Origin of the sequence: Novacetimonas pomaceti (genome assembly GCF_003207955.1) — a bacterium.
Classification (GTDB): Bacteria; Pseudomonadota; Alphaproteobacteria; order Acetobacterales; family Acetobacteraceae; genus Novacetimonas; species Novacetimonas pomaceti.
The window spans coordinates 1-915 of sequence record NZ_NOXG01000107.1; the positions used below are offsets into that span (position 1 = coordinate 1).

1 protein-coding gene is annotated in these 915 nt (G+C 61.6%); it reads right to left on the reverse strand.

The features are described from left to right. A partial coding sequence (locus tag CFR71_RS15850) for a transposase (protein ID WP_133251193.1) occupies positions 1-860 on the reverse strand: 860 nt, incomplete at its 3' end. Between the last annotated feature and the right edge of the window lie 55 nt (positions 861-915).

A 915-nucleotide genomic window follows, 5' to 3' on the forward strand; every position in this document is an offset into this window, starting at 1 on the left:
TCGGCGCAGACCACGGCCTGGGCATTGTAAGCCTGCCGGAACTCGTGGGCGTCCGAACGCCGCATGAGGCGGCTGTCGGGATCGGTCAGACTGATCTGCCGGTCGGGTGGTGGTTCATCATCCGGCGGTTTCGGCGCCCGACCGCGACGCCCTGTTTTTGCGTCATACATCGCCTTCTTTTTCTCGTATGCCGGTCGCGCCGCCTCGGCCTGCGCTTTCGCATCTGCTTCCAGCCGGGCGCAGGCTTCGTCCAGCTTCGCTTTCAGTGTTTCCCGTCGGGCAAACTCTTCTGGCAGGGCCTGCGGATCTCTGTCTGTGGCATCTGCGTGCTCCGCCTGGTCCATCAGTTTCGCGATATCCACCGCCAGCTGTTCGCGCAGTGCCCTGATCCGGTCGTAGCGCAGGGAACGGTATTTCGAAGCGTCGGCATCAATTTTCGTGCCGTCAATCGATACGACACCCAGACGCAGCAGACCCGTCTCGCGCGCCAGAAGCAGGACCTGCGCAAATGCAGCTTCAATGGCTGTCCGGTTCGTCCGGCGGAAGGTCGCAATCGTATCATGATCCGGATGCAGGTTCGCCGCCACGAAGCGTACCCCGATGTCGCGATATGTCGCCCGCTCGATCCGGCGTGAGGAAAACAACCCGTTCGCATAGCTGAAGATCAGAAGGGCCAGCATCAGGCGCGGATGATACTGCGCCTTGCCTCCCGTGCGCACTGGCACGCAGAACGCACTCATCGGAACCCGCTCAACAGCTGCGACAATGAAATGCGCCATATCGTCAGCCGGAAGCCACGACGTCAGATCAGGCGGCAGAAGATACGGCTGGGATCGGTCAAACGGGATGAAGCGGCTCATCGCGACACTCTACAGCCTTACCCCTTCACAGGGTACCCCAACCCGACAGGCTGCT